Here is a 22,583-nt window from a genome sequence, read left to right as displayed (position 1 = left end):
TTTATGACAAATAAAAAAGAAAACTTGAAACTGCTTCTTTCTCTAGGTCTGGCTGGAGTAATGGTAGCAATTCTTTTTTGGCTAATTAGTAAAGTTTCTTCTACACTTATATCGCCAAATCCTGGACAACCTTCATCTATAGAATTCTCCAATAAACCTTCAATAATCAATTTGGGAACGAAGATTTTAGTAAAAGTACAAACATACCCAGAAAAAAGAGATGCAGTTAAAGCTTTTGCTGAGAAAAATTACAGCACTGCTGTGGAAAAATTTACCGCATCTTTGAAAAATAACCCCAACGATCCAGAAAGTTTAATTTATTTAAATAATGCCAAAATTGCACGAGACAATTCAGAAAGTCTAAAAGTTGCTGTGATTGCGCCAGTTAATTTCGATCAGAATTTAGCAGAAGAACTTTTGCGTGGTGTAGCTCAAGCTCAAAATGAAGTTAACGAACGAGGCGGAATTAATGGTAAAAAATTGCAAATAGTCATTGCAAGTGTTGAAAATCGAGAAGATTCCCAAAAGCTAGATAAGGAATTGGTTGAAGACCGGAGTATTGTAGCCGCAGTTGGTGTGAGACGTGATACTGAAATTTATAATGATAAAGGGTTGGTGTTAGTCTTCCCTGTAGAGCGTCCAAATCAAGCAGAAAATCCAGAAAATACAGAACAAAATGTACTAAATAATCAGCAGAATACTGTTAAAAACAACTACTTATTTCATATAAATCCTTTATATGACAATTTAATAGATACTCATGCTCGTTACATTGCTAGACAAGGCAGAAATATTGCTATTTGCGGCGATATTCGTAACTCAGGAAATAATTCAAATTTTTCATCTAGTAAAATTCTTGTAGAACAGTATACTCAAGCCATCGAACAATATGGCAGTAAAGTTATTAGTACGTCTTGTAATTTAGCAGATAAAAATTTCGATCCTAAAGCTTTTGTAGATCGAGCTATAGAAACAGATAATGCTAGTGGTTTTTTACTAATACCTTCACTTAGGAGTATAAATTATGCGACTAAAGTCGCACAAGAAATTAAAGGTAGAAAACCACTATTTGGTTCCGAAACCATGTATAGTGCGAAAACTTTAGAAAATGGCAGAGATGTCGAAGGAATGGTAGTACCTGTATTTTGGCATCGTGATGCTAATAAAAATAACCCATTTGCGGAAAATGCTCTTGAACTTTGGAAGGCAAGGGTAAATCAAAGAACAGCCGGAGCTTATGATGCAATGCAAGTAATTATCGCCGGTTTGGAACGAGATAGCACCCGTGAAGGCTTGCAAAAGGCACTGTCTAATCCTGATTTTTCAACTTCTGGAGCTACAGGAAATATTATGTTTTCTCCTTCAGGTAAACGTCAAGGAGAAGCTTTGTTAGTCAAAATTGAGCGTTGCGAACGTTGTTCTTCTGGAACTAATTATGATTTTGTTTTGTTGACTAGGAAGTAGTTAGGAAGTAGGGACAGAAAAGTGATATTGTGTTTTAATTGGTAAGATAATGACAAACTCTGCACCTTTTTCCAGTTCTGATATAACTTCTATTTTACCTTTGTGTTTGTCAATAATTTGGTAGCAGAGACTTAGACCTAATCCAGTACCTTTACCAACTGCTTTGGTTGTGAAAAAAGGATCGAATAATTTATTTTGGATGTCTGCTGAAATGCCATAGCCGCTATCTTTGATTCCTATTTTAATGTAAGTATCATCTATTTTTAATGTATGTATAATAATTTGTTGGTTTTTATATTTATCATTTTTTTCGTCTAAAATAGCATCGATCGCATTATTTAAAATGTTCAAAAATACCTGGTTTAATTGCGCTGGATAACACTCAACTAAGGGTAAATTACCATAATTTTTAATGACTTCAATTTCTGGTTCCAATCTGTGATTTAAAATTAACAATGTATTGTCAATTCCTTGATGAATATCTACCTCTTTCATCTCAGCTTCATCTAATCGCGAAAAGTTCCGCAAACACAAGACGATTTCTCTGATACGCTCAGCGCCGACTTTCATTGAAGAAAGTACAAGTGGTAAATCTTGATTAATAAAATTTAAATCAATTTGTTCAATTCTTTCTTCAATTACACAAATTGAATCTGAATATTGTTCCTGATATAAACTCACGAGGCTAAATAAATCTTGAATATACTCAGATATACATTGAATATTACCATAAATAAAGTTCACAGGATTATTAATTTCATGAGCTATACCTGCTACCATTTGCCCAAGAGAAGACATTTTTTCACTTTGAATTAATTGACCCTGAGTTTCTTTTAAATCTTGCAAAGTTTTTTTAAGTTCTTGGGTTCGTTCTTCTACCCGATGTTCTAAATTTTGACGAGCTAGTTCTAGTTCTTGGGTTCGTTCTTCTACCCGTTGCTCTAAACTTTGGCGAGCTAGTTGTAGTTCCTGGGTATAATCTCCCACCCATTCAACTAATTGATTCAAAGAAGCAGCTAATGTCCCTACTTCATCCTTGCTTCTGATATTGGCTCGGAGTTGAAAATTTGACTCCTGAGTAATTTTTCTGGCGACGTTAGTAACTATTTGTAAAGGACGAGCAATTAAGCTACTAGTATATAGTGCTAACAGAATTGCGATCGCTGCTGTTAACAGCATACTTCCAACTATAATTTTAATTCGTAGTGCTTGAGCATTTTCAAAACTCAAAATTGCTTTTTGTTTTTGAATTTCAGCATAACCGATAATCAAAATTAATTCATCTGAGAGTTTTTCAAATTCAATAGAAACATTAACTTCTTTTTGGAAAAAATTTATTAGTTTTTCTTCTCCAACTTTTGTTAGTGATTCATGTTGGTCAATTTGTTGCCAAAAATTTTGTACTACTTGAATATATACTTTCGTATTTTTGCGGTAATTGTTTAATAAATATAATAAATTTGAATTATTAATACTTGAATCATTAGTATAATTTTTGATAAAAACTTCTAGTTTAGATAACTGTTGATTCACTTGACTCATTTCATCTACAAATCTGTTTTTTTCAAATTCTAACCAAATAGAATTTTCCCAAACAGTAACTAATCTTTGTGGATGTAACCTAACTCTAGTAATTTTATTTTCTAAATCTTTTAAAAGAGATTGTTTTTGTTCAGATAAATTCAACTGTTGCTGAGCAAGTGTTTCATAACGATATGCAATTAATAAACCACTGATTGTGCCTATAAAAGTAATACTACCTGCCACAGTATAGCCATAACTAATTTTTCTAGCGATATTCCAGTTATCAGTTAAGTGGCTAATTAGGATAAAAAATTTTATGAAATAGCGTTTTGTAGCAGCTATCATTTATTTAGAGACCATACTATTAAAGGAAATTTCCTTGTCCAATTTTTTGATAAACTTCTCGAATCATATTATAATCACTATCATTTGCTGTAATTAATTTACTACCCTTATACTTTTGATTTGCTTTTGCAGTTAGTAAACTTTGAATGAGTTTATCTTGATTGTTAATCATACGCGATCGCATATCCTCTATAAAGCTAGAGGGTAATTGATTACTAGCAACAAATACATCATTAGGCAATAATTTGCTAGTAAATATTATGGAAAAATCTTTCTCAGATAAACCCTCAGATTCCAAGATATTTTTGTATCTATCAGAAGCAGTGGCCCAAGCATCTACTTCACCTTTTTTTAATGCTTGTACTCCTTGATCGTCTAACATCACTGTTTTGAAATCAGTTTGGGGATTTAATCCAGCATCAATTAATAGCTTTGTAGGAGCAATATGACCAGAGGTGGAGCCAATTTTCCGCATGGCAATTGTTTTGCCTTTCAATTGAGATAATAATTTAATTTGACTATTTGCAGTAACTACAATAATTGAATGGTAGTTAATGCGCTCAATTGCAATTATCGGAATAGCCTTGGCTCTAGCATTTAAAATTAAGTATTCTGAAGGGCCTGCAAAGACAATATCTACTTCTCTTGATAACAGTGCTGGCGCTGCTGCTATGGGATTTTCTACAGGAAAAAACTCAATTTTAAGGCCTAATATTTCTTCTAATGTAGTCTTAAAAGATCCAAAATCTCGTTGTAAATTTTCAATTCCAGAGATATCTGTAACTGCAAATTTTAAATTCTTTGGTGTAGTTCCTGGCAACTGCTCTGAGTTATTATTAGTAGAATTTATTCCCGTTGTGCAGCCAGCAGCAAATAGTAGCGAATACCAAAGCAAGTTCCGCCGTTTCATAGGTTTAAATGTTATTACAGATGTATAATTTTTTAGTTGTTAGTTAGTCATATACTTGTGAAGTTTATTGTTTTATTGTATTACTGGCTTCTGTAAAATTACGGAAATAAATTTAAAAAAAAGAATTCAGGAGCCAGAATTCAAAATTCAGAATGAATTACAGCGGATTTCAATAATCGTGAACTATTGTCGTTTTGATTTTCCGCACTTATTCCTGATTAATTCTTCTGATTACTGAATTCTGAATTCTGAATTCTAATTTTGATTTTTTACAACTTCAAATTCCAAGCAGCAAAAGCTAAAGTACCCCAACCAGCAAGAAAAGCTACGCCACCTAATGGTGTAATTGCTCCTAAAAACTTGACACCAGTTAAGCTCAAAGCGTACAAACTTCCTGAAAAAATAGCAATACCAATAATGAATAACCATCCACTGGCTACGAGGGTGGGTTGGGGTAATTCGGTACGACTAATTAGTAGTGCTACTAAAAAAAGTGCGAGAGCATGATACATTTGATAACGAGCGCCAGTTTCAAAAATTTCTAGCGATCGCTCACTAATTTTTTCTCGCAAAGCATGGGAAGCAAAAGCACCAGCCGCAACTGACAAACCGCCTAAAATTGCAGCTACGCTCAAGAAAATTTGTGTCATTACACTTAGCTGTAAGATGAAGATTGGGCATTGGGCATTGGATATGGTGTATTAGTCTTAGACTAATGACTAATGACCAATAACTAATGACTAATCACAATTAGACATCAAAATGATATGATACAGCCCCTTCTTCATTCACTTTAAAATTTGCATTGAATTCTTTAGCTTTTTGATCTAAATATAGTCTGGCGTCTGCTGGGGGTAATTGTGATTGCATAGCAAAGCCTAAAACAGTTACGCGTCCTTGATTTTCTTGTAACATTTGATAAAAAAGAAATTGCAAACGTTCGCTACGCTGTTGATTAAGTGCCTTTTTCTCTTGCCGACTTTGACGATACAATCCCAATGCTAACCATGCACCCAATGTGAAGGTAGGGACACCAAAAATTAGACCACCAGCAACAGTATTATTATCTTGATAAGTAGCATTTGGCGCAGAAAAATCATACGCATCTTTCACAGGTAAGAATACCTTACGTGTAGCAAATTTTTCTAATGCTGCTGATGCTGATAGCGTTAAAAACATGAATCCGAGTGTTAGTAGCCAACCGGCAGCCAATTTTTCAGCAGTTTTCATAGTTCCACTTCAGATTTGAACTTTGCTAGAGATTTTAACCTGACTTTCTCTGAGGTTCCAGTATATCAATCTACTTCTTGGGACAGTTTTTTAGCGAAACCACTACGCTTTCTAGCGTATTTTGCTTAAAAAACAAGGTTATTAAGCGCGTACAAGATAATCTAGTAATCATGTAATATTTTAATATACTTAGTTTCCTGTAATAATTCGGCGTTACAAATTTCAGGATGATTGTGGGACAGGCATTTTGCCAGGTTCAACAATTTCAGCATGAGTTAGATATTCATACTACAAAAGTATAAATATCATCTCAGAAATATACAAAACTCAAAATTCAACTTTAAATAGTGTAGAACCAGCAAAACCCGAATGTCTCCAAACCCACAAAATTATTCCATTAGAAATCCTTACATTGTTGGTCGTCCTGTTCAAATGCCAGACGAATTTTTTGGGCGAGTAATTCTTTTAAGAAGCATAGCAGATAGTTTGCAACAGAATGCACAATTTATTTTATTACACGGTCAAAGACGTATAGGAAAATCTTCTGTACTCAGAAATATTCCTCTTTTTGTATCTCCAGATGAATTTGTTTTTGTGCATTGCGATTTGCAAGAATATGGTTCTGCAAGTCTAAATCAGATATTGTATATGCTCGCTAGGGAAATTTTTCAACATCTGGAATTAAATACAAATATTCTAGAACTTTTATTAAATGCAAATTCAGAAAATATTCGCCGAATTTTCAACCGGAGAATCTTAGCACAAATTGATGAAAAACTAGATAATAAAAAACTAGTGTTATTGTTAGATGAATTTGATGTTGTTAGTCATAGCGACACAGAAAATTCTGTGGAATTTTTACGCTTTTTAGAAACCTTGGTTAGACAACAAGAAGAATTGTTTGTGATTGCAGTAGTTGGAAGATATCTCAATGCTATGCCAAACTTGGTGCAATCATTTAGAGGCGCACCATTTTATGAAATAGGTTTATTGGACAACAATGATGCTCAACAACTAATTATTCAACCTACTGCTCAAATTTTGGAATATCAGGAAAAAACAATTGCAGAAATTTTAAAAATTTCATCAGGGCATCCTTTATGTACACAAGCCTTATGTTATCAAATTTTTCAGCTAGTAAGAAATGAAAATAATTTTAGCCAGATTAAGATAGTAGCCGATTATGTACTTGAAGCCATACCCAACGCGATTAATAGTGCTGAAGGTGGGTTAGATAGTATTTGTCAAGGATTAAGTATCCCGGAAAAAGTAGTAATTTCAGCAGTGGCGGAAGCTCAAGAACATAATACTATAGAAAATCCTTTAAAGTTACTTGAAGGCTATGGACTGGTAGTAACAGATTCTTTGGAAGAAGCAATTCAATTATTAATTAATAAGGGTTTTTTAGATAGCAATCCAGTCAGGCTTAAAGTAGAATTAGTGCGTCTTTGGTTACTGCAATGTCATCCATTAAGGAACGAAATCAGGACTTTGGAAACATTAGAAGAAGAAAAAATTAATCAACTATTGCCTGTGGCTCGTAGTTGTTGGAGGGGAGATAAACAACAGGATGCAGCATTAGCTATTTACGAACAAACTTTACAGTTAAATCCTAATCACTTCAGCACTATACTAGAGCTAGCAGAAAAATACTTGGAAATAGAAAAATTTGATAAAGCTTTAAAACTTTACAAGAGGGTTTATCAATTAGATTCTGGAAGGTATCAACAACAATTTTTAGAAGCATTAAATAGTTATGGACATTGGTTAATAATTAAAAGAAATTACGTAGCAGCAAAGCAGCAGTATGAAAAAATTTTACAAATTCAACCTGGAAATACTTTAGCTCAACAGAAACTAGCAGAAATAAAAGCTTATCAAGCTAATAGTCATATGGTTAGTACTATTATTAATTATATGAGCAATTTAATCAGGTCTAATTCTAGGTTATCGATATTAATTTTTATAGGATTAATTGGTGGTATTGTAAGTATGCTGATTATTAATTATGTATTAAATAATTTTACAACAAAGCCACAAACATCTTCAGATGTACGTTCTATAAATACTATTAATACTCCTCTTCCTAAAAATAGCCCTGAACCAAAGAATCAAATTAGCAAGAATATAAGTAGAGGCGATCGCACTTTATTTCCAAGCATAGAAAATAGCGATCGCGATAAGGGTATTGACAGCTTCAAACAAGGAAAATACTCAGATGCAGAAAAGCATTTTGGAGAAGCCGTCAAAAATAATCCCAATGACCCTGAGATACTAATTTACTATAATAATGCTCTTGCCCATAAAAAGGGAAATCCTTTAACTTTGGCAGTTGTAGTACCAGCCAAAAAAAGAACAAACTCTGCTCAAGAAATATTACGTGGGGTAGCACAAGCGCAGAATCAGTTTAATCAACAAAATGGATTACAAGGTCGATTAGTAGAGATTGTGATTGCTGACGATGATAACAACGAAGATACAGCAAAACAAATAGCCCAGGAAATAGTACAAGATCAATCAATATTAGGAGTTATCGGACATGGTTCTAGCAAAGTCACCAACACAGCTTTGCCTATATATACACCTAATTTAGCAATCGTATCATCTACTAGCACTAGCATAGACTTACAAGGTTCTGTATTTTTTAGAATTTTACCTTCAGATAAAGCGACTGGTGAAAAACTAGCTCAATATGCATTAACAAATAACTTCAAAAAAATAGTAATTTTCTGTAATCCTGTCGATTTATATAGTAGAAGTATCAAAGAGGAATTTAGACTGACATTTGTTAAAAATCGGCGCGAAAAAGTGGTTCCTTCTTCATGCATTAACTTAGCCGATCCAAATTTAAATCCAGCCCAGGAAGTAAAAAATTTACTGAAGGATCCTTTCGTAGAAGCAATAGCATTGTTTCCAGATACCGACAAGAGTATTGAAGTTGCTATGGGCATTATTAAAACTTACAATGACTCCGTAGACAACCTGAGAAAAAGCAATAATAATGTCGAACAACTCAAACAGATCAAAATATTAGCAGGCGATTCTCTCTATAAACCAGAGGTTGCTAATACTCTAAAAAATTTGATTTTAGCTGTACCTTGGTTTCGAGATGCACCAAAATCAAAGAGATTTGCACAAGAAGCTCAAAGTAAATGGGGTGGTGGTGTAAGTTGGCGGACTGCAACGAGCTTTGACGCTACCCAAGCTTTTATTGGGTCTTTCAAACTATCCCCGGAAGTATCTAGGGCAACAGTTTTAAATAATTTACCAAAAATCAATATTTCAGAAAATACTTCTGGAGAGCCGCTGAAATTTGATTCATACAGAGAAATTAACAAACCAGCAACTTTAATCATGGTTCAAGATGGTCAGTTTGTTAATGCAGAGTAAAAATAGGGCAACATAACAAGATGCATGTGCATTAGTCAGCCACAGCGAGTCATGTTATAATGAAGTTTGTGGGTAAAAGCGAAAAGAAAGCTTCTCCTTCGAGAATTTGTTGTGCTGCAACGGCTTGTGGCCATACCGACTACAAAAAATCACAGGCTACTCATTAGACCCATCGCAGATATTATTATGATACAACTAAAATCTCAGAGAAACCCCTACGTTATCGGTCGTCCCATCAGTGAATCGGCAATATTTTTTGGACGGCAGAAGCAATTAGGGTTTATTGAAGAAAATCTGAGACAAGGTCAGAAAGTAATATTATTGCACGGTCAGCGGCGTATAGGCAAGTCATCTCTACTTCAAAATATTCCTCAACTGGTCAAAGTAGATAACTCTGTTTTTGTGAGCTTTGATTTAGAATATCATAGCCAAGAAAAACTCGACAATCTGTTAGAGAATTTAGCAGAAGCTATTGTCGAACAATTAGAAATACCTCAAGAACAAGTAGCGATACCAAAAGCTCAAGAAATAGAAGAAGAAAAGCATATTTTTTGTAATAAATTTCTACCTCAAATTTATGAGTATCTAAAAGATAAAAATTTAATATTACTTTTAGACGAATTTGATGCTTTAAACAATAAACATATCGGTGTAGAACTTGAATCATTATTCAAGCAATTAAAAAATGTTGTCTATAAAAATCCCAGATTATTTGCGATAATATTTGCTGGGAGAAAACCAGCAGATGTATCAAATTTGCTGCAAATATTTCCTGAAGTACCCATTGAAGAAGTTGGTTTCTTAGATAACGAAAGTATAAAACAGCTAATTATCCGACCTGTTGCAGGTTCTTTGAGTTACGAACCAGAAGCGATTGAAGCGATTACTGAATTATCAGCAGGACATCCTTATTTCATTCAAATTCTGTGTTTTGCGGTTTTCAGTAGAGCTAGGGAACTGCAAAAATGGGAAGTTGAACGAGAAGATGTACAAAATATTATAGATAAGGCAGTTGAGCTTGCAGAAGCTGGGTTTGCCTGGTACTGGGAGGCTTTGTCTGCGCTGGAGAAGGTAGTTTTTTCGGCGGTGGCTGAGGCGCAAAAAATAGTTTTGGAAAAAAGCGATCGCGAGTTAGAAAAAGACCCATTGAAGCTACTTGCAAAGTATGACAATGTCTTGTCCAGAGATTCGCTAGAAAAATTAACTAAAGAATTAACATCAAAAGGCTTTTTAAACGAGGAAGGCAATAAAGTAAAAATCGAATTAGTCCAGCGTTGGTTAATACAACGTCACCCGTTATGGCACGAAATTAGGGAATTAGAAAAATTAGATAAGCAAGAAATTAAAGACACCTACGAAACGGCGAATCAATTACCTCAAATCACCAAAAATCCCAAGCAAATTACCATTCCTAAAAGCCATACTGGGAGTGACAAATCTGCAAATATTAAACAGAGTTTACCTTCTGTTAAACCTTCTGAAGTCACAATTCATCGGACTAAGGGAGAAATTTGGTTAATTGCTGGGATGATTTTCTTGGGATTAAGTGCGATCGCCATCACTTCCTTTATGATATTTATCTATGCTCCCAATGGCAGTGACAGCAAAAATCAAAAGCAAAACTTCCTACCAAATTCAACATCTCCCACCAATAGTTAATATGGCGGTGCGTTATGGCTTCAGCCTAACGCACCCTACTAAACACAGTTCGGTATTACTGACGGGTAGCTTCCAGTAGGCGAGAAAAATAAAAGCGAGTTTTAGTCATCGCTTGACGTTGCACTGAAAATCCATTATTTTCCAAAATTCTCACCACGTCAGCCTCACGATGCAAATATGCACGAGTGGCTTTACTCGGCCCAGGAAAGAAACTACCAATTTTCTTGAGTATAGTCAAGGCGCAGGTTTTAGGCGCAAAACTGAGAATTATCCGCGACTGTGCTAAAGAACAGAGGTGAGAAATCATTTCATCTGCTTTTTCTTGGGGGTAGTGAATGAGGACATCCAAGCAAATAACAGTATGGTAACTACCACTCAAGGATTCCAAATCCTGCACTGCAAAAGTAGGATTTTCACTGTTTCCCAAGGTTTGCTTCGCTCTATCTTTGCCTTCTTCCACCATTTTTTCAGAAATATCGCTCGCATAGACCTTGGCTCCATCTACCGCCAGGGGAATGCTGAGACTACCTACACCACAGCCAGCATCGCAGATTGATAGTTCTGGTAAATTGTTATCAGCTTTTAGCCAGTCGATAACTGTATCTACTGTTTGCTGGTGTCCATTGCGGATGTCCAGCTGGACTTTGTTGACTTCACCATCGCCGTAAATCCGCCTCCAACGGTCAAACCCTGTGGAATTGAAATACTCGCGAACAATTGTTTTATCGTCGGCTGCGTTCATAAACTCTGATTTTTAGGGGTTCCCAATGCTTAAAATTATCATTGATAGGAACACATAGGAGCGCTTTTCCAGATTTTTCTAGATCTGGCTAGGCTATGAGCAAATATTCTTATAGAAACTGGAAACGCACCAAGGTAGCGAGGTGGGAAGTTTTGAATTCTCAATTTTAAGTAATTAACCTAGCTTGATATTACAACATTCTCAAAGTCATTGTATTAGTTTATCTGGCGCTAAATTACTAAATTTGATATTGCAACTTTAGTAATTATTGGGATTATTTATAAATTAGGCTTACCCAGAAGCTAAGATTTGCAATTATTTTCTATAAAAACTTACATTTTACTAAAATATCACCGTTGATAGATTGATGATTATGATTTATGGTTATAAAAATATTGAGCGTGTTCGCAATTTTCCAATCTATATATATTTCTGTCTGTGGATATAAATAAACCATTCTTAAGATAGAATTAGGATTGCTATCGAACATTTATGCTGTTAAAGATTTAATTGCCAGGATTCGATAAACCCTAACTCTACGAAAATTTTCCATGAATTTTTGTATCTAAATAGTACACTTACAAGCTAGGTTTATTTATTACAAATGCCAGAAAGCTCCCTAATAAACAGTCCTATCATTGCATTTACTATTCTCCTAATAGTAATCTTTACTATACCCCCTATATTTGAACGTCTGCGACTCCCTGGCTTAGTGGGATTATTACTGGCAGGGATAATACTAGGAGAAAACGGGCTAAAGTTGTTAAATTCCGAATCTGAAACTATTAAATTGCTTTCCGATATCGGTAAACTTTATTTGATGTTCGTAGCAGGTTTAGAAATTGACTTACAGCAGTTCAAGAAAACTAAAAATCGCTCAATGGGGTTTGGTGCGCTTACATTTTTAGTTCCATTAATTGCTGGAATTCTTGTCGGACGTTTATTTAATTTTAGTTTGAATTCTTCAGTATTAATTGGTTCTTTACTGGCGTCACATACTTTATTAGCATATCCAATTGTCAGTCGTCTTGGTGTCGTTACAAATGAAGCTGTAACTGTGACAATTGGTGCCACAATTTTTACTGATACAGGAGCTTTGCTAGTATTAGCAATTTGTGTAGGAATTCATGGAGGAGAATTCTCCGCCTTGAGTTTAGCAATTTTGTTAGGTGGGTTAGCAATTTACTCTCTCATTGTTCTATTTGGCTTTGATTGGGCAGGAAAAGAATTTTTTCGTCGTTCGGGAGACGAACAAAGCAATCAATTTTTGTTTATATTACTAGCATTATTTTTGGCATCTGTGGGAGCGCAGATTATTGGAGTTGAAAAAATTGTTGGTGCTTTTTTAGCAGGTTTAGCTGTCAATGATGTTCTAGGACGTAGCCCAGTCAAAGAGAAAATTGAATTTATCGGCAGTGTTTTGTTTATCCCTTGTTTCTTCGTGGACATGGGATTATTAATTAATATTCCGGCATTTTTGAAAACTCTTAGTTCAATTTGGTTGACTGTGGCCATTGTAGCAGCCTTAATTGGTAGCAAATTTATCGCAGCATTTTTAGCCAAACTGTTGTACCGCTATAATACGGCCGAAATGCTAACAATGTGGTCATTGTCACTGCCACAGGTAGCAGCTACACTAGCAGCAACTTTGGTAGCTTATCAAAGTATGAATTCTGCGGGCGAACGGCTAATTAATGAAGGTGTGTTAAACAGCGTCATTGTCTTGATGCTGGTGACTGCAATATTAGGCCCGGTAATCACAGCGAGATTTGCTTCTTCTTTACAGTTGCAAGAGACAGATTTTCAAACAGATAGTCTCACGACTTGGTGGGGAGGTAATGAAGAAGAATTAGCAGAAAAAAAACAAGATTCATTCACTGTTGTAGTACCAATATACAACCCTCAAACCCAGCGCTATTTGATAGAAATGGCAGCATTATTAGCTAGTCATGAATCTGGAAGAATTGTGCCATTAGCTGTTACTAAAGCGCATATCCAAATGGACAATCCACAGTTAGTAACAGGACTCGAACAAAGTCACCAAAGATTGAAGTTAGCTAGAGAAATCAGTCAAGAATTTGATGTGGAAGTATCACTAACAAATCGAATTGACGATGATATAGCTTTAGCAATAAGCCGCACTAGTCGAGAACAAAACGCCAATTTAGTGGTGATGGGTTGGTCGCGAACAACAGGTTTACGTGCCCGCTTATTTGGTAATGTAATTGATAGCGTGTTTTGGTCTTCTCATTGTCCGGTTGCAGTCACACGCCTTTTGAGCAGTCCTAAGACAATCCAAAAAATTCTCGTACCAGTGGGAGATTTAACTCACCAAACCATAGGTGCTTTAAGGTTTGCCCAGATTTTAGCTGATGTAAATCAAGCAGAAGTAGTATTGTTGCATGTTTGCGATCGCAACACCCGCCCAAATTTAGTAGAAAAATTTGTCTCTCAATTATCTGATATCGCCTCTAAAAGCCAGCTACAAGTAAAAACCAACATTGTCACCATCAAAGGTGATGATGTCGCTAAAACAGTAATTCGCCAAGCCCAAGCATTTGATTTAGTTGTTTTACGTTCCGTGCGTTATCGCACAGCCGGTGGACTAGCCGTTAGCCAAGTCACAACCCAGATGATTCGAGAATTGAAGTGTTCAATTGTTTTGGTTGGGGAACCTAATTCGTAATGAGTTGGGAGTTGGGAGTTGGGAGTTAGGAGTTGGGAGTTGGGAGTTAGGAGTTGGGAGTTAGGAGTTAGGAGTTAGGAGTTAGGAATTGGGAGTTAGGAGTTGGGAGTTAGGAATTGGGAGTTATTCTTCCCTTTATTCCGCCTACTCCTAAATATCATGTCCGGGTAATCATTTATGATTAAAATCTCTCTGCTTTCTCCGAAGTTATCTTGGCTGTTGCCTGTTGCCTGTTCCCTGTTCCCTTTAAAAAAATAAGATACACTTAATTCCAGTGAGGTTTTAGGTGTAACCAGATGCACAAAGGTTTGACAAGTAAGCTGCCACTTCTTTTTACATTGTGCTTATTTACTAACTTTTTGCCTGCTTCTGATTCACTTTTATGTCCAGCTTTTGGCTCTGACAAAAACTATAAACTAGCTAGAAATTATGGCACAGATGGACGCACGGGAAGCAGTGGGCGTTCGGGTAGAGATGGTTCTAGCGGTCAAAATCAAAGTCTTTTTGTCAATGGTTCACCTGTAAATCTTGAACTGTCTGGGACAGATGGTGAAGATGGGGAAGATGGAGAACCGGGTTATAGACCTAACTGTAGAAACCAACCAGATAATGTCAGCCACGATATCAATGCACCTGATGGTGGTAGTGGTGGTGATGGTGGTAAAGGAGGAAATGGGGGTAATGGTGGTTCGATAACGGTTTACTACACAAATGTGGCAGACTTGCGAAACATTTTTGTCCGGGCCACTGGCGGCGAAGGTGGACGCGGCGGTAGAGGTGGAAATGGTACGGCGGGTTGTAAATGTCGCCGACGGAAATGGGAAGTGCAAACTTGTGAAGGAACTCCCGGTACTCCCAACTACAAGTGTACTAACAAGGTTTATCGTTGCACTGATGGTAGTGATGGGCGAGATGGTAGCGATGGTAGAGATGGTAGGAACGGAAGCTTAGGAACTTTGAGTATTGTCAACAGCAAAGAACCCTTGGCTGATGATAACCCCACGGTGAAATTAGCAATTTCAGAACTAACAAATAAACCATTTAAACTCTCGAAAAACAAATGGAACCTTCGCCCAGGTTCCCTTTCTCTCCTTGCGCCTGGTTCAGCGATCGCCGATAATTATCGAGAGTTTGAAGCGCGTTTAGAAGAAGCTTTTCAAATAATTTGGCAAGAAACACAACCAATCACTAGCTTTGCCAATGAATTGGTAACAGCAAATTTAACTGATAGCAAACAAGTAGAGGTTAATTTTTCTGAAGATTTATGGATTGATGGTAGTAGCAAAAGTGAAGCTAACTTGACAACTTTCACTGTTAACTATGCCATTGCTAAAAAAGATGTCACACGGTTAGCTGTAGCCGAATTCGCCGATGCAGGACAAAACCTAAATTTAAAAATAGTTGATTTAGCAGCAAAATCTAATGCTATTAATACTCAGTTTCGTGTTAAATTCCGCGCCAAAGATAGCTCCTATGGTTTTTCTGACTACAGAACCGAATACGAAGGAGATATTCCCGATGAACTTGTGACTCGTGACTACAACCGCTTTACTCTCGCTTTGGGTAAGCTGAAAATTCCTAACGACGCTTTACGTCCTGGTGTAAATGTTGAAATTGAAGTAATAGCCACTCGTTCTTTAGGACAACGTTCTGCTAAACAAATGATTCGCTGGCAAGGTGTAGTCCGTAAGCCTAGAAGAAGTGTTTAGTAATTGTTGACTAATCACCACCCAATCCCTAATCCTACGGATTGTTATTGCCCAGATATTTAGCTTTTAATTCTTCTAATTCTCGGTCTATTTGACTTTTATTAGAAGGCTGAGGATTTGAATTGGCAGGTTCTATTTTATTTTGTTTAGCTTTACCACCAGCGATAAATTGTGTTTTCATTTCCTCTAATTCTAAATCGATTTGACTAGGAGATTGGCTAACTACAGGAGGTGTAGAATTAGCAGGAGGTTGAGGAATAGGCTTTGCCGTGTTCGCTGGTGTAGCTGCTTTTGAGTATTGATTTAAGTCTTTTACAACTTCATCTATTGTTTGATAACGGCGCATTGGGACACTTTCTAGCATCTTGTTCAAAATGCGATTTAATGCATTGCTAACAGGAATTTTTAAATATTTCTGCCAAATCCAAGTATCATTATTTGTATCATAGGAATCGAAAGGCGATCGCCTGGTTAATAAGTTAATACAAGTCGCACCCAAACTATAAATATCGCTGGCAAAAACAGCCCTACCTCGCATTTGTTCTGGGGCGACATATTCCGGACTACCAATACTAGTACCTGTTCGATTTAAGGCAGTGCCAGTAGCAGATTTAGAAGCACCAAAATCTACCAAAACTAATTTGCCATCGCTGCTACGTAAAATAATATTTTCTGGCTTAATATCGCGGTGAATCACTTGTCTAACATGACAAAATTTCAATACTGGTAATAAATCATTGAGTAATTGCCAGATTTGTGCTTCACTAAAAGCACCTTTATGTGCGAGTTCCTGGGCTAAATTTTGCCCATCAATAAATTCTTGTACGAGATATTGGCGGTCTTCTTGAGTAAAATATGCTAATAATTCTGGAATTTGCGGATGTTTGCCCAATTCATCTAACTGTACCGCTTCTTGGTTAAACAACTCCACCGCTTTTTGCACAGTATTGGTACCTTGGGCTTGCGGATAAAATTGCTTAATTACACAGCGCGGCTTTGATGGTTTATCTTCATCCACAGCTAAAAAAGTTCTGCCAAAACCACCTTGACCTATTGGTTTAATAGCACGGTATCGTTCTTTGAGAAGCAACTTAGAACCGCAAGTCAAACAAAAATTGACATTACCAGAATTTTCAGGCTTCGGACAACGGGGATTAAGGCAATAACTCATGGATGATAGCGCCCAGCATCGTTCTTACTTATCTTTATTTTCCACTGTCCTCAAGAAAAGGGCATTTATATTAACCAATTATCCAGCTTCAAGTTGTAGCCTAATGCTTGAATCCGCTGATAATGAGATAAATTGTCACTATTAAAGCGTTGACTGTTAACTGTGAACCGTCAACAGTCAACGATCAACGATTTAGCAGGTGTGGTTAATGACAGATGGGATTGAGGCAATAACTCATAATGAGGATTTGGGCATATTACTAACTATTTTGCCTCTAAATACCCAACTAAGTATAGTTTCAGTACCTACGCAAATACACTAACAAAAAAACTTACTTGAGAGTAACTGCTAATCTAAATCCAAGGGCATCCAGTAGCGCCACCAAGTTGTAAATTTCAGCACCATTACTTTCTGAAAGTTGTTCCCACTTCTTTTTTGCTTGTTCTGACAGACTGTTCATTTTCAGCCGTGCATCAATAACATCTTTTAAAGCAGAGGTTAAGAGTTCAGCTTCAGGCTCTTCTGCTTCTAATATTGCCTCAATGTAAGCTGCTGCCTCTTCGGGGTCTTTGAGAGATTCAATCAAATATTCTTGATAGCTATCACTGGTCGGCGTTTTCACTCTTTTCATAGTTTGCCCAATACTCCTGAGCTTTGCAAATATCTTGTTCTTGGGTGCTTTTATCTCCACCCAACAGCAGAAGCACAATCGTTGTCCCTATCTGTCCAAAATACACTCTGTAGCCAGGGCCATAATCAATCTTGAGTTCAAAAACACCCTCTCCAACTGATTTACAATTTCCCAAATTGCCAAGACTGACACGTTTTAACCTCTCTTTAATTTTAGCTTTGGCTCTCCTATCTCGCAGCGAATCAAGCCACTCTCCGAAAGGAATTTTACCATCAGTTGTAATGTAACGCCTAATCTCCCTTGGTTGTACTTCCATGATGCGATCGCAATCAGTTATTTACTTAACTTGACTTTTCATCAACTTTTGCACGCTCACCAATGCCCGATTCAATTCATAATTCCGCCTTTGGGAATTCTGCAAATAGGCTTGCTGTTCCTCTTCAATCATCTGCACATCTTGAATTACCAAACCATCAAGTAATTTCTGCGCTGCACCAAACAAACTATCTTTTACAAAGCGGCGAAACCACACGGGTAATTTATGCAATCGCCAAAAGGCATTTAATGATGTGAAATGAATTAAATAAGCTTTGGTCTGCGTCTCATTCACTGGACACAATAAACAATAAATTTTAAAATCTTTGCCTAATGTAGAAACCCAGTGCGGATAAACATAACTCACATCCAATGGTTCGGGATGTAATTTCCGCAAAGCCGGAAAAAATAATTGGGATATTGACCAAATTTTGTCTATTTTATAATAACTTTGTGCTGTATAATGGGCATCTACACGATTCATATCTTCGTCAATATCTTGCAAATTTGCTTCAGCCCAAGCTTGTAAATCTTGATGTAAATGCCCGTGATACATATCCATCAAGTTTTCAATTAAATAAGAATAATGAGCTTGACAATTAATCACTGAAACTGTGGCAATATAATTCAAATGTTCCCATTCTGGTAAACCCATCGGCTGTAGAGACGTTTCATGCAACGTCTCTACATCTCCAGGAAATAGCCAGATAAAACCGTCTTGTTCTTTAACTGGGTAACGGCGAATTATGCAATTTGGGAGTTTTTGATTAGCTGCTAAATAAGGAACTGCTGCACATTCACCTGCTGAGTTAAAGCGCCAGCCATGATATGCACATTCCAATTCATTGCCAACGACTTGTCCGTGACTGAGTTTGACTTGGCGGTGGGGACAACGGTCTTCTAAGGCGTGGACTTGTCCTTGAGTATCGCGGTAAAGTGCGATCGCCTGCTTCCAAAGTATCACATTTACAGGCTTATTTATTACCTCATCACTACGTGCAACTACATACCAATGATTTGGGTTAATAGCCAACTGACGGACATCATTATTTTGCTTAGTTTCAAAAACAGAGGTCATAGGTTTGCACATCCTTTTCGGCGTTAGACTTGATTAATTAACTTGAAGTAATATTTTTGACTGTATTTATTTCCAAGTACCAGTTTTGGTATGACTGATGACAAGACTATCACCTCAGGAAGCTCAAACTAACCGTGACAACAAGCTATAAATTATGTGTAGATGAAACAGCGAGTATATTGAGAAAAAAATCTGTATGACAAGCTACCAAGAAACCCAAACAAGTGACGAAGCTATCAACGAGTTAATCGCCGAGACAACGGGTCTCAACCATCTAGAAGTAATTGAAAATGTCATCGACAGCCTAGAACAAGATGACAGTGCAATGGTTAACCACACGCCAGAGGGCGGTCATCTGTGGAAATTTAAGTACGGGAGTGTGGAAGTATTTGTCCAACTCAGTGGAACAAGCGATGAAGACACCATAACGGTTTGGTCTGCGGTGTTAGATCTACCTGCCAAAGAAGAACCGAAATTAATGCGACATCTTTTGGAGTTAAACTGCTCTAGCACTTTTGAAGCACGTTTCGGTATTATTGAAAATCGGGTGGTTGTAATATCCACACGCACCTTAGCAGAGTTGTCTCCAGGGGAAGTCTCTCGGTTAATCACCATTGTGGCAACCATCGCCGATAACAACGACGAAGCTTTACAATCTGAGTTTGGCACGACTTAAAGAATTTTAAATTTGGGATTTTCTATTGAATAATTCAAAATCCCAAATTTTATATCAAAGATTCAGTTCGTAGTCAGGACTTTAGTTCTTTTTTGAAAACTTTAGTTCTCTCTACGAGACGCTACGCGTAGCTTGCTTAAGAGGAGGGGTACACTACAAACCTTTAATTATTTACCTTGTTGTACTTAGAGCCAAGCAACAGCCTTTACTGATTCAATCACATGCACTAGCTGTTCAGGCGTATAGGGCTTAGTTATATAAGCATCAGCACCTTGCTTCTTTGCCCACAAGTGGTGAATTGCGTGATTTTTACTACTACAAATTACAATTGGTATTTTTTGATGAGTGGGATTTGTTTTCAGGAAGCGACATAATTCAAATCCACTCATCCCTGGCATTTCAACATCAGTAACAATGGCATCAGGTTTTTCTTCTAAAACTATTTCTAGAGCTTCTTTAGCGCTAGTTGCTTTAATAACGTTGTAACCTTGATTTCTGAGATAATAACTAATTAATTCTAATTCTTGCCGAGAATCTTCTACAACTAGAATAGTAGCCACCCAGTTAATACTCAAGCTTTAGTCTCCTGAAAGATATATTAATCAAATTTAGTAATTTTATCTATGAAAAACTTTAAACAATATGCTTAAATATGACTTTGAGTAAATCTCCTTGAGTAAAAGGCTTGGTTAAATAGCCTGACGCTCCCACTATTCTGGCTTTAGCTCTATCTATCAATCCTGATTTAGCTGACAGCATAATCACAGGTGTATTTTTAAAATATGAGTGTTTCCGCAACAAAGAACAAAGTTCATATCCATCTAAATTAGGCATGGAAATATCCAAGAAAATTATGTCGGGTTTTGTGCGGATAATTTGCATTAAAGCTTTGAAAGAATCGCTGACTCCGACAACAGAAAAGGTTTGTTCGTCTAAATAACTTTGAATAATACTCAATACAGTAGGACTATCATCAATACAGAAGATTGTGTAGACTTTTTTCTCTATTGCAGGTTGTACAACTTGCTGATTTGTATTATCGGTAGTATTGAAAATATATGTTCCTGGTTGATTACCATTGTGCGGTCTGGGAAACTTTTGTGTAGTGTTTGTTTGGGGTTGCGGCTGATTTTTTCGCAAAAATTGTGAGGGTTGTACGGAGGATACTGTTGATGTCTGGCTATTACCTCCTACCCTGACAGAAAAATTCTCTGCTTTGCTTCTGGGTGATTGACATCGTTCGACTAGTAAACGAAGATTCAAATGGCAAAACTTTGGCATATCATCCAAAAAGCTTTCAGGGATAAACTCATAACTCCCCTGTTCTAAGCTCAAAAATGAATCCAAAACTTCTAGTGCTAATTGCTCAATCAAAATTGCTGCTTGAGAGGGACTGATATATTTTTGATTGACTAACCAGCAAATAGCTAAATAATCTGGATTTGGTATCGCTTGATTTTCAATACCAGTTTCAAATATGGCTCGCAATTGTTCGTGAATACCGCGTGGAAGAGTAGAAATTTGCTGACTCAAGCGTTGCAAATTTCTGTAAAGCGGCTCAAACATTTTTTCTGAATAGCACGCATAAATCAGTTTACCTCCGTCTACATATATTGACCAGGAACCTGAGGTGCTAAACACTTGCAAACAACCACTAACGGACTTACTCGTGATTTTTTTCAATAGAGATAAGGGTTGGAGTTTTTGGAAAAATCTGTATCTACTAATTGGAAGTGTCTTCATCGGGATGGCTCTGGAATAAAATTAATATTTGCAAGCGAAATCGGTGAATTTCCTTTTCGGAATTCACAGCGATATTAATTAGAAGCACTGTTGAGATAAATATAGCGGTGACATTTTAGTTAGTACAGAGATTCCACACCCCCCAACTCGTAATTCACCAATCTCTGCTAAGCTATATGCACGAATACAAATCAATCCATGTCGATGCTATTGCCCAATAGAAAATTGACCCGACTGTTGTCAGGAAATAGTATTTCAAAAATCAGATTGATTTTCTGTATCTTTCGCTAATCTAGCCAATCTAACAGTAACTCAAGAGCGACACACAGACCATTGGCTCTCGCCCATCAGTCACAAAAATATCATCGTTATCCGTATTTTACAGTCTGGAATTATAAGTAATTCTTGAGTAAAGAAAACCTGAGTAACTTATTTATCCTAACTTTTATGAGAAGTTTGTTCTTGAGATTAACTTCATTGATAAAAAGTATAGTTTAAAACTCAGCAGTAAATCAGTTCAATATCTTACTTAAATTGGTGATTGTAGAATTTCTTTGTATGGGAACTAAAGATGAGTGAGCTGATAATTGACGCCATGATGGTGTGTAGTGAACAGAGGCGACTGACTCAGCACAAGAAAATTTTTTCATAACTACTGCAAACGGGTTCTAGTGTTGTGTGGGGATAAATAATCACTCTGGAAGATTTTGAGTGACACATTCAAGAACTGAAAACTAAGTCGTGGGGTTGTGGTGCATAGCTGGGATGATCGACGCTGACACCGGGACACTCCAGACGCAAAGACACGGGGATTATGCAACGCCCAAATTCTTAAATCATCCTGCAATGCAAGCAACGCCCATACCTGAAAAATAGGGATTTTTAGCTAGATGGTAGATTGCAAGTAATGTACTCACTAAAATTCAGGTTACTATAATTTTTCCAAAAAAATAGTAGAAATATATAAACTTGATGAGAAATAAGTAAAGAGAATATGAATATTAATTAATAGATTTTCCAGATAATTGTTATAAATGTTTATTTTCTAATATGTCCGGAGAGCCTCAAAACTTCTTGTAAAAGTTAATTTATATGTAAAAATTAAAGTTCTGTATTTGGTATTATTTGATTCCGTTGAAATTCAGATTTAAAATGTCTTAATTATACATTGAATATCGAGAATGCCAAATTATTAAATTTAAATAATAACAATATCTATAAAATTAATGATTAATAACTTACACATATATTTAAAGATCATACTTTTTAATAATTTAGTGTTTACTCATTTTTGAAAACCTCTAATATTA

At 36.4% G+C, this 22,583-nt stretch carries 17 protein-coding genes; 6 read left to right on the top strand and 11 right to left on the bottom strand.

The genetic code is table 11. From position 1 onward, the window contains the following. Positions 1 to 3: 3 nt before the first annotated feature. Positions 4 to 1,464, top strand: a complete 1,461-nt coding sequence (locus GNE10_RS01495; RefSeq protein ID WP_185563339.1) for an ABC transporter substrate-binding protein — start codon at positions 4 to 6, stop codon at positions 1,462 to 1,464. Here GNE10_RS01495 and GNE10_RS01490 read toward each other — a convergent pair whose 3' ends face one another. From GNE10_RS01490 to GNE10_RS01475, 4 genes are all read right to left on the bottom strand, one after another. Next, positions 1,465 to 3,333: an ATP-binding protein gene (locus tag GNE10_RS01490; protein ID WP_185563338.1), complete on the bottom strand. Its 1,869-nt coding sequence runs from the start codon at positions 3,331 to 3,333 to the stop codon at positions 1,465 to 1,467. It lies immediately after the preceding gene. A 19-nt stretch (positions 3,334 to 3,352) separates the two neighbouring features. After that, positions 3,353 to 4,243, bottom strand: coding sequence for a phosphate/phosphite/phosphonate ABC transporter substrate-binding protein (locus tag GNE10_RS01485; RefSeq protein ID WP_185563337.1), 891 nt, complete (start codon positions 4,241 to 4,243; stop codon positions 3,353 to 3,355). 269 nt (positions 4,244 to 4,512) lie between these two features. Beyond that, entirely contained in the window at positions 4,513 to 4,893 is a 381-nt protein-coding gene (locus tag GNE10_RS01480) for a DUF423 domain-containing protein (protein ID WP_185563336.1), read from the bottom strand. Between the two features lie 100 nt (positions 4,894 to 4,993). Next, positions 4,994 to 5,473 (bottom strand): hypothetical protein, encoded by a 480-nt coding sequence (locus GNE10_RS01475; protein WP_185563335.1) that lies wholly within the window; start codon positions 5,471 to 5,473, stop codon positions 4,994 to 4,996. 369 nt (positions 5,474 to 5,842) lie between these two features. Between GNE10_RS01475 and GNE10_RS01470 the strand changes: the two genes are divergently transcribed. After that, complete coding sequence (locus tag GNE10_RS01470; RefSeq protein WP_185563334.1) at positions 5,843 to 8,863, top strand: ABC transporter substrate-binding protein; 3,021 nt, start codon at positions 5,843 to 5,845, stop codon at positions 8,861 to 8,863. A 111-nt stretch (positions 8,864 to 8,974) separates the two neighbouring features. Beyond that, on the top strand, positions 8,975 to 10,522 hold the full coding sequence (locus GNE10_RS01465) for an AAA family ATPase (protein WP_185563333.1): 1,548 nt from the start codon (positions 8,975 to 8,977) through the stop codon (positions 10,520 to 10,522). Positions 10,523 to 10,577: 55 nt separating this feature from the next. Here the strand turns inward: GNE10_RS01465 and bchM are convergent, their stop codons facing one another. Then, positions 10,578 to 11,264 carry a magnesium protoporphyrin IX methyltransferase gene (gene bchM, locus GNE10_RS01460; protein WP_099069819.1) on the bottom strand — a complete coding sequence of 229 codons (687 nt, stop codon included), beginning with the start codon at positions 11,262 to 11,264 and terminating at the stop codon, positions 10,578 to 10,580. Between the two features lie 604 nt (positions 11,265 to 11,868). Here bchM and GNE10_RS01455 point away from each other — a divergent pair. Further along, a complete protein-coding gene (locus GNE10_RS01455) occupies positions 11,869 to 13,950 on the top strand; it encodes a cation:proton antiporter (RefSeq protein WP_185563332.1) in 2,082 nt (693 codons plus the stop codon). A gap of 296 nt (positions 13,951 to 14,246) precedes the next feature. Beyond that, positions 14,247 to 15,659, top strand: coding sequence for a collagen-like protein (locus GNE10_RS01450; protein ID WP_185563331.1), 1,413 nt, complete (start codon positions 14,247 to 14,249; stop codon positions 15,657 to 15,659). A 34-nt stretch (positions 15,660 to 15,693) separates the two neighbouring features. On the opposite strand, the gene GNE10_RS01445 is transcribed toward GNE10_RS01450, so the two are convergent. The 4 genes from GNE10_RS01445 to GNE10_RS01430 form a co-directional block, all read right to left on the bottom strand. Further along, the gene (locus tag GNE10_RS01445) at positions 15,694 to 16,830 is read right to left on the bottom strand and encodes a serine/threonine-protein kinase (protein WP_185563330.1); all 1,137 of its coding nucleotides are present in this window, start codon (positions 16,828 to 16,830) and stop codon (positions 15,694 to 15,696) included. 331 nt (positions 16,831 to 17,161) lie between these two features. After that, complete coding sequence (locus GNE10_RS01440) at positions 17,162 to 17,461, bottom strand: DNA-binding protein (protein WP_099069815.1); 300 nt, start codon at positions 17,459 to 17,461, stop codon at positions 17,162 to 17,164. Further along, positions 17,433 to 17,777 (bottom strand): type II toxin-antitoxin system RelE/ParE family toxin, encoded by a 345-nt coding sequence (locus GNE10_RS01435; RefSeq protein WP_099069814.1) that lies wholly within the window; start codon positions 17,775 to 17,777, stop codon positions 17,433 to 17,435. Before GNE10_RS01435 ends, GNE10_RS01440 begins: the two co-directional genes overlap by 29 nt. Before the next feature lie 21 nt (positions 17,778 to 17,798). Next, positions 17,799 to 18,854 carry an aromatic ring-hydroxylating dioxygenase subunit alpha gene (locus GNE10_RS01430; RefSeq protein WP_185563329.1) on the bottom strand — a complete coding sequence of 352 codons (1,056 nt, stop codon included), beginning with the start codon at positions 18,852 to 18,854 and terminating at the stop codon, positions 17,799 to 17,801. A gap of 196 nt (positions 18,855 to 19,050) precedes the next feature. Here GNE10_RS01430 and GNE10_RS01425 point away from each other — a divergent pair, with 196 nt between their 5' ends. Then, positions 19,051 to 19,530, top strand: coding sequence for a YbjN domain-containing protein (locus tag GNE10_RS01425; RefSeq protein ID WP_099069812.1), 480 nt, complete (start codon positions 19,051 to 19,053; stop codon positions 19,528 to 19,530). A 185-nt stretch (positions 19,531 to 19,715) separates the two neighbouring features. Here the strand turns inward: GNE10_RS01425 and GNE10_RS01420 are convergent, their stop codons facing one another. Continuing rightward, the gene (locus tag GNE10_RS01420) at positions 19,716 to 20,090 is read right to left on the bottom strand and encodes a PleD family two-component system response regulator (RefSeq protein WP_397324470.1); all 375 of its coding nucleotides are present in this window, start codon (positions 20,088 to 20,090) and stop codon (positions 19,716 to 19,718) included. A 73-nt stretch (positions 20,091 to 20,163) separates the two neighbouring features. Continuing rightward, entirely contained in the window at positions 20,164 to 21,273 is a 1,110-nt protein-coding gene (locus GNE10_RS01415) for a response regulator (protein ID WP_185563327.1), read from the bottom strand. Between the last annotated feature and the right edge of the window lie 1,310 nt (positions 21,274 to 22,583).

Origin of the sequence: Nostoc sp. 2RC (genome assembly GCF_014222165.1) — a bacterium.
Taxonomy (GTDB): domain Bacteria; phylum Cyanobacteriota; class Cyanobacteriia; order Cyanobacteriales; family Nostocaceae; genus Nostoc; species Nostoc linckia.
The sequence above is the reverse complement of the archived record's forward strand: the minus strand, read 5'-3'. Positions and strand labels throughout refer to the sequence as shown.

Excerpts from the sequence above, each read along its gene's own strand:
- GNE10_RS01495 (WP_185563339.1), top strand. The coding sequence starts at position 4 with ATGACAAATAAAAAAGAAAACTTGAAACTGCTTCTTTCTCTAGGTCTG.
- GNE10_RS01490 (WP_185563338.1), bottom strand. The coding sequence starts at position 3,333 with ATGATAGCTGCTACAAAACGCTATTTCATAAAATTTTTTATCCTAATT.
- GNE10_RS01485 (WP_185563337.1), bottom strand. The coding sequence starts at position 4,243 with ATGAAACGGCGGAACTTGCTTTGGTATTCGCTACTATTTGCTGCTGGC.
- GNE10_RS01480 (WP_185563336.1), bottom strand. The coding sequence starts at position 4,893 with ATGACACAAATTTTCTTGAGCGTAGCTGCAATTTTAGGCGGTTTGTCA.
- GNE10_RS01475 (WP_185563335.1), bottom strand. The coding sequence starts at position 5,473 with ATGAAAACTGCTGAAAAATTGGCTGCCGGTTGGCTACTAACACTCGGA.
- GNE10_RS01470 (WP_185563334.1), top strand. The coding sequence starts at position 5,843 with ATGTCTCCAAACCCACAAAATTATTCCATTAGAAATCCTTACATTGTT.
- bchM (WP_099069819.1), bottom strand. The coding sequence starts at position 11,264 with ATGAACGCAGCCGACGATAAAACAATTGTTCGCGAGTATTTCAATTCC.
- GNE10_RS01455 (WP_185563332.1), top strand. The coding sequence starts at position 11,869 with ATGCCAGAAAGCTCCCTAATAAACAGTCCTATCATTGCATTTACTATT.
- GNE10_RS01450 (WP_185563331.1), top strand. The coding sequence starts at position 14,247 with ATGCACAAAGGTTTGACAAGTAAGCTGCCACTTCTTTTTACATTGTGC.
- GNE10_RS01445 (WP_185563330.1), bottom strand. The coding sequence starts at position 16,830 with ATGAGTTATTGCCTTAATCCCCGTTGTCCGAAGCCTGAAAATTCTGGT.
- GNE10_RS01440 (WP_099069815.1), bottom strand. The coding sequence starts at position 17,461 with ATGAAAAGAGTGAAAACGCCGACCAGTGATAGCTATCAAGAATATTTG.
- GNE10_RS01435 (WP_099069814.1), bottom strand. The coding sequence starts at position 17,777 with ATGGAAGTACAACCAAGGGAGATTAGGCGTTACATTACAACTGATGGT.
- GNE10_RS01430 (WP_185563329.1), bottom strand. The coding sequence starts at position 18,854 with ATGACCTCTGTTTTTGAAACTAAGCAAAATAATGATGTCCGTCAGTTG.
- GNE10_RS01425 (WP_099069812.1), top strand. The coding sequence starts at position 19,051 with ATGACAAGCTACCAAGAAACCCAAACAAGTGACGAAGCTATCAACGAG.
- GNE10_RS01415 (WP_185563327.1), bottom strand. The coding sequence starts at position 21,273 with ATGAAGACACTTCCAATTAGTAGATACAGATTTTTCCAAAAACTCCAA.